Here is a 6574-nt window from a genome sequence, read left to right as displayed (position 1 = left end):
TATTCATATACTATAAATAGGTATATTTGAGGTAATAAATGCTTTAAACACCTTTTTGCCCATTAGAATTAATTTTTATATTGAGTTTGCTTGTTTTGTATGTAAGCGTTAGTTTATTGCGCTCTAAAGAGCATTAACCGGTTAATAAAGACAGAATTCTAAAAACCATATGGAGATCTTCAACCAACTCTTTTATCTGTCTTACGGGGTAATTGTTTTTATTATCTGCTTAGGAGCATTTTCCGGAAAGAACCCAAAAGGGAGGCTCTACTCTTATTTATATTGGCCAACTTCCCTGACATTAATGGTGGTGTCCAGCCTCTGTTTTTTTGCTGCTGGATTTAACCCTCAGTATTTTCTATCCTTAGGCAATACTGCACTTGTATTTTCTGGCTTAGCTACCATTCTATTTATTCGTTCTTGGCGCATTCCACAAGCGCTGATACCTGTTTGGTTGTATTGGTTTTGGTTTGCCACTTTTCTAGCGTTCTTTGAGTTCATGCGCCAAGCCAGCTCTTTTGATGCACGTGTGCTGTTGATGGTGAGTGTTATTTCGGCTATCAATTTATGGGGCTTGATAGAAGTACTCATTCAGTCAAGAAGTAATAAGACCCGACATTTCTATGTGCTTGGGTTGGCATTTATCTTCCAAATCAGTATGCTAGTTTTGCGCATTTATGTTTCTAGTCAGATGGAGTCAAACGCGATCACCGTCTTTCAGGAGAGTGAGCTTCCGGCACTACTTCGAGGTATTGGGCTTGCATCTAATTTGCTTGTGTATATTGCAATTAGTAATATTTTGCTCGAGCGCCTCTGGAAGAAGGAGGAGAGGAAGTCTTCTAATGCTGAACTGAAGATGCTTTCTAGTTTGAATGCCTTGGCATTGGCTCGCGATAATGAAACTGGAAGCCATATCGTTCGCACACAAGGCTATGTCAGGATTTTGGCGGAACGTTTGAAAAAAAGTGGCCATTTTCCTGAGACTCTAAATGATCAGATGATTGATTGCCTCTACAAGGCAGCACCACTGCACGACATCGGCAAAGTTGGAATACCAGACCATATCCTCTATAAAGAGGGTTCACTCAATAAAGATGAGTGGGGCATTATGAAAACCCACACCACGATTGGTGAATATGTTCTCTCATCTGCAAAAGCACAGCTTGATGAAGAAGTTGAGGAAGATGATGTCATTAAGATGGCAATTGATATCGCAGGCTCTCACCATGAGCGCTGGGATGGTCAAGGCTACCCAAAGGGCTTGGCAGGGCGGGGCATACCATTGTCAGCACGCATCATGGCTTTGGCTGATATGTACGATGCCCTAGTGAGCGAGCGAGTCTATAAGTCCGGATGGGAGCATGGGGATGCTGTTCAAGAAATACTAAACAAAAAGGGGGCACACTTTGACCCTTTAGTGGTTGATGCATTCATGGCTGAAAAAGACGCTTTTCAAGAAATCGCACAAAAATACAAAGACGATCAATCTGAATTCAAGGTCTTTAGTGAGCTTAGTCAAGCTAGTGAGCATAAGTTACGCCGCTCTGAGGAAAAATTTCAGGTGCTATTTGAGTATTCCCCAATTGGTATGGCCTTAATTGATCATGGCACTGGTGAATTTTTAGAAGTGAACTCAGCCTTATTAGAGTACACCGGATACAGTAAGGATGATTTTTTAAAGCTCTCATTTTGGGATATCACTCCCACCGAATATGCTGCTCAGGAGCGTGCTCAGATTGAGCAATTAAATCAAAAAGGTTTTTTTGGGCCCAACCAAAAAGAATATATCCGCAAGAATGGCTCACGCTTTCCGATTTCATTGAGAGGCTTTGCTCTCAATGATGCTGATGGTCGAAAAATGGTATGGGGAATTATTGAAGATATCACCATCAAGCAGAAGGTTCAAAAACAAGAGGCAGCACGCAATGCTGTTTTGGAGCTATTGGCAAAAAATAGTCCTACAGAAGTGGCTTTATTTTAAATTGTGTCTGATGTAGAGAGAAGTTATCCGAATACTTTTTGCAGCATTCTTCTCCTCAATGAGGATAAGAAGAGCTTCACAGTTGGAGCTGCCCCTAGAATCCCGCGCTACTTTAATGAGGCGGTTGAATCTCTCTCTGTTGGTCCTGGAGTGGGTTGCTGTGGAGATGCGGTTGCAACTGGACAAAATTCGATTGCGGAAGACTTGGAGACTCATCCTAACTGGGAGTTAGCAAAACCGCTTATTGATAAAACTGGATTTAAATCTTGCTGGTCTCATCCTGTCTACTCGTCTAAAGGAGAAATTTTAGGAACCTTTGCCACTTATCGTAAAGAGACTCATCAACCGAGTATTGAAGAGATTGCGGAAATCGAAGTGGCTTCGAATCTGGTGAGCATCGTGTTGGAGCGCAAACAGCTTGAGAATCAAGTTCAAAAGTTGGCCTTATATGATTATCTGACGGGGTTGCCGAATCGATATCTATTAATGGACCGCATTAAATTCGCCATGTCAGTGAGCAAACGCAGTAAGCGCTACGGTGCCATATTGTTTGTAGATCTAGATAAGCTGAAAGAGCTTAACGACCAGTATGGTCACCATGTGGGCGATATTTTATTGAATGAAAGCGCTCGTCGCATGCAATCTTGCATCCGCGAAAGTGACACTGTAGCGCGATTTGGCGGAGACGAATTTGTTATTGTTTTACCTGAGATTAGTGCTGATTTAGACAGTGCCTTGGAACAAGTAAAAATTATTGCAGAGAAAATCTTAACTGCCCTGATTGAGCCCTATCAATTGGGGTTTGAGGGTAAGATTATTGAGCATCTTTCTAGCGCAAGTATTGGCTGTAAGGTATTTTTCGATGAGACAGATACGCCAGAGCACGTTCTGAAGTTGGCTGATATGTCGATGTACCGAGCTAAAAGGCTGGGCGGCAATCGAGTAGATTTGCTGGGCTAGTCAGGCTAATTTGACTAGCCATTAGCCGCTTGAATTCTTGGTGGAGTATAGTTCCCCATGCCTATGAGTACAGAGATCGCTCCCTCAGTTTCCGATATTGAAATCACCCCTGAATACCAGGACGTAATCGACGCTATCGAGCGTCATGACCCTTATGTCTTTGTTAGCGGTAAAGCGGGCACTGGTAAGACAACCTTAATTGGCTATCTGCGCGAGAATATTCCTGGCAACGTAGTGGTAGTTGCACCAACTGGTGTGGCCGCATTGCAGGTGAAGGGTGTCACGATTCACTCTTTCTTTCGCTTGCCACCTCGCTTGATCTTTCCAGAGGAAGATATCAAGCCCTTAAAAGATAAACGTCTCTATAAAGATATTCGTCTACTAATCATTGATGAGATCTCGATGGTGAGGGTAGACGTAGTGGATGCAATTGATCTATTCCTACGTGCTAACGGACCCCATAAGAGTGAATCCTTTGGTGGCATACAGGTGATGTTTGTAGGTGACTTATTTCAGTTGCCTCCGGTTGTATCTCAAGCGGATATGCAAGTACTTTCTGAGCGAGGTTACGAAGGCCCTTACTTCTTTTGCGCTAATGCGCTACATCGTAAGGATGTCACGATGGTGGAACTGTCCAAGATCTTCCGCCAGAAGGATGTGCACTTTGCGGGCCTACTCAATCAAATCCGCATTAATCAAGATATTGATGAAGCACTGGATACCCTCAATGCAGTTTGCTACGAAACCAAAAAAGAGGCTGATGAGCAGACCATCACCTTGACTACGACCAACGCGCGCGCAGATCAAATTAATGGCGCAGGCTTAAGAGCACTAACAACGGATACCAAGGTCTACACTGGCAATAGCACTGGCAAGTTCAACGTGGATGATCGTAATCTGCCGTCGCCAAATCATCTGACCCTTAAGGTCGGTGCAAAGGTCATGTTTACGGCGACCGATAGCAATTTCCCCAAGCGCTGGGTGAATGGCACGATCGGGGTAGTGCGTGAGTTACTGCCCAATACCGTGAAGGTGATAGTGCAGAACGGACCTTACTCAAATACAGTTGAAGTCAAAGGGCACCAGTGGGAGTCCTATCGCTACGACCACGACATGATGTCTGGGAAGATTTCACCAAACATTATTGGCACCTTTGTACAAATCCCATTGATGTTAGCTTGGGCTGTCACTATTCATAAGAGTCAAGGCAAGACGCTAGATAAGATCAAGGTAGACCTCTCTTCGGGAGCCTTTGCATCAGGACAGGTCTATGTCGCACTAAGCCGTTGCACCTCCATTGAGGGCATTACCCTAGAGCGACCTATACAGCCAAAAGATGTGAGCTGTGACCAAGAGGTGAAGCGTTTCTACCTCAACTGCCTGCCAAGCTAGACTTTCCCCACCTTGACTTTTTAATAATCTAGTTATAACATTGTTATTACTATGAAAAAGCAGTTGCATCTACAAATTCGTCAAATTGGGAACTCTCGTGGAGTGGTTATTCCTAAAGCTATTCTTGAGCAGGTAGGTTTTGATGATCACGCTGATTTGGTGATTGAGGGCGACAAACTTGTCTTAAGTAAACCCAAAAAAAATCCCCGTGAAGGTTGGGCTGAGGAGTCAAAAGCAATTGCCGAGGCTGGTGAAGATGGATTAGTGTTGGGCGACTTTATGAATGAGAATGACGAGGATTGGGTTTGGTAAAAAGTATCGTTTCACGCGGAGATATTTGGCTAATTAATCTAGATCCAACTATGGGCAGTGAGATTAAAAAGACTCGACCATGCGTTGTTGTATCTCCACAGGAGATGCATGACTTTTTGCGAACTGTCATTATTGCGCCAATGACTACAAAAGGTAGGTCAGCATCCTATCGTGTGCCAATTACGCATGATGGTAAAAAAGGTTTAGTGCTCTTAGATCAAATTCGCACTATCGATAAGACGCGCCTAGTCAAGCGATTGGGGGTGGTCAACAATAAAACGTTGGGGATTAGCCTCGATATTTTGCAGGCAACTTTTACACTTTAGTTGTAAGACTAGAAGCCTGCTGCCAATCCATCGCGACGATGATCGCTACCAGCAATATAAGCATCTTTAGTTTCTTCGCCCAATAGCGCAATCGCTTGAGCACTACCAAAGTCCAGGCTATTGGCTGGCATCACAGTCACTTCATGCCCCATTGCTTTTAGTCCCTCGACTACTGCAGTTGGCATAGAGGATTCAACAGTCAACTTGCCCACATCATCAATTCTCCAGCGCGGTGCATCTGAGCATGTTTGTGGATTGAGATACTCATCAACAAAGCGCATGACAAACTGGATATGTCCTTGTGGCTGCATATTGCCACCCATCACGCCAAACGCCATGGCAGGTTGGTCACCCTTCGTTAGGAATGCCGGAATGATCGTGTGGAAAGGGCGCTTACCTGGTGCTACTTGATTGGGGTGGCCCTCCACCAAGCTAAAGCTCATGCCGCGGTTATGGAATGCAATACCACCGGGGGAAACTACTCCAGAACCAAAGCCTTTGAAGTTCGACTGAATATAGGAAATCATCATGCCGGATTCATCAGCGGCGCAGAGATAAACGGTGCCACCAGCATGTGGATCTCCATCACCATAGCTACCTGCTTGATTGTGATTGATGAGTGCAGCACGGCTTGCCAAATAGTCTCTATCCAGCAGGGCGCTTGTTGCTACCTTCATCGTGCTGGGATCCGATACGTGAGCGTAAGCATCGGCAAAGGCAATTCGCATCGCCTCTACTTGCAGATGAATGCGCTGCGCAGAGTTGGCTGGGTATTGCTTTACGTTGGCCGCTTGCAAAATACCGAGCGCCATCTGAGCAACGATGCCTGAACCATTCGGAGGAATCTCATGCAAAGTGTAGTCACCATAATCAAATGCTAAAGGCTCAACCCATTCGGTTTGATTGTTGGCAAAGTCTGCCATTGTGAAGCAGCCTCCAGTGCTTTGAGCAAAGTCGACCATACTTTGGGCTAGCTTCCCAGTGTAAAAAGACTCACCTTCACTATCCGCGATCTCACGGAGTGTTTTAGCTTGAGCGGGGTAACGCCAGATTTGACCTGCAGCAGGAGACTTGCCTTCAATCAAAAATGAATCACTAAAGCCAGCCTGATTTTTGAGAATCGGAATCGCTTCGCGCCATTGGCGAGCAATCACCGGCGAGACAGGAAAGCCATTCTCTGCATAGTCAATAGCGCGCTTGAAGAGTTGTGCAAAAGGCAGCTTGCCAAATTTGCGAGATAACTCAATCCATCCCGAAACCATGCCTGGCACTGTTACGGTATTCCAGCCAATCAAATCCATTGCCGCCTTGCCGGAAAAATACTCTGGAGTCCAGGCTGCAGGAGCGCGCCCCGAGGCATTCATGCCATGCAGTTTTTTGCCATCCCAAATTAATGCAAAGCCATCGCCACCTAAGCCATTCATAGTGGGTTCAACCACAGTAAGGGTGATTGCGGTAGCAAGTGCCGCGTCTACAGCATTGCCACCGTTTTGCAAGGCCTCAATCCCAGCCTGTGTGGCTAATGGCTGAGAACTTGCAACGGCATTCTTGGCTAAAACTGGGGCGCGGCCGCCACCATAAGGGGGTGATATCAACATGGGTC

General features: G+C 45.3%; 6 protein-coding genes. 5 read left to right on the top strand and 1 reads right to left on the bottom strand.

Annotated features, from left to right (window positions below):
- Positions 1-310 precede the first annotated feature (310 nt).
- From B7X71_RS02250 to B7X71_RS02230, 5 genes are all read left to right on the top strand, one after another.
- Complete coding sequence (locus B7X71_RS02250; protein ID WP_293597794.1) at positions 311-1981, top strand: HD domain-containing phosphohydrolase; 1671 nt, start codon at positions 311-313, stop codon at positions 1979-1981.
- A gap of 3 nt (positions 1982-1984) precedes the next feature.
- Entirely contained in the window at positions 1985-2941 is a 957-nt protein-coding gene (locus tag B7X71_RS02245; protein WP_293597795.1) for a sensor domain-containing diguanylate cyclase, read from the top strand.
- A 63-nt stretch (positions 2942-3004) separates the two neighbouring features.
- On the top strand, positions 3005-4333 hold the full coding sequence (locus B7X71_RS02240) for a DEAD/DEAH box helicase (RefSeq protein WP_293600150.1): 1329 nt from the start codon (positions 3005-3007) through the stop codon (positions 4331-4333).
- A 51-nt stretch (positions 4334-4384) separates the two neighbouring features.
- A complete protein-coding gene (locus B7X71_RS02235; protein ID WP_293597797.1) occupies positions 4385-4645 on the top strand; it encodes an AbrB/MazE/SpoVT family DNA-binding domain-containing protein in 261 nt (86 codons plus the stop codon).
- A 5-nt stretch (positions 4646-4650) separates the two neighbouring features.
- Positions 4651-4971 (top strand): type II toxin-antitoxin system PemK/MazF family toxin, encoded by a 321-nt coding sequence (locus tag B7X71_RS02230; RefSeq protein WP_293597807.1) that lies wholly within the window; start codon positions 4651-4653, stop codon positions 4969-4971.
- 8 nt (positions 4972-4979) lie between these two features.
- Here the strand turns inward: B7X71_RS02230 and B7X71_RS02225 are convergent, their stop codons facing one another.
- The gene (locus tag B7X71_RS02225) at positions 4980-6569 is read right to left on the bottom strand and encodes a gamma-glutamyltransferase family protein (protein ID WP_293597798.1); all 1590 of its coding nucleotides are present in this window, start codon (positions 6567-6569) and stop codon (positions 4980-4982) included.
- Positions 6570-6574 lie beyond the last annotated feature (5 nt).

The organism is Polynucleobacter sp. 39-46-10, assembly GCF_002282275.1.
The sequence above is the reverse complement of the archived record's forward strand: the minus strand, read 5'-3'. Positions and strand labels throughout refer to the sequence as shown.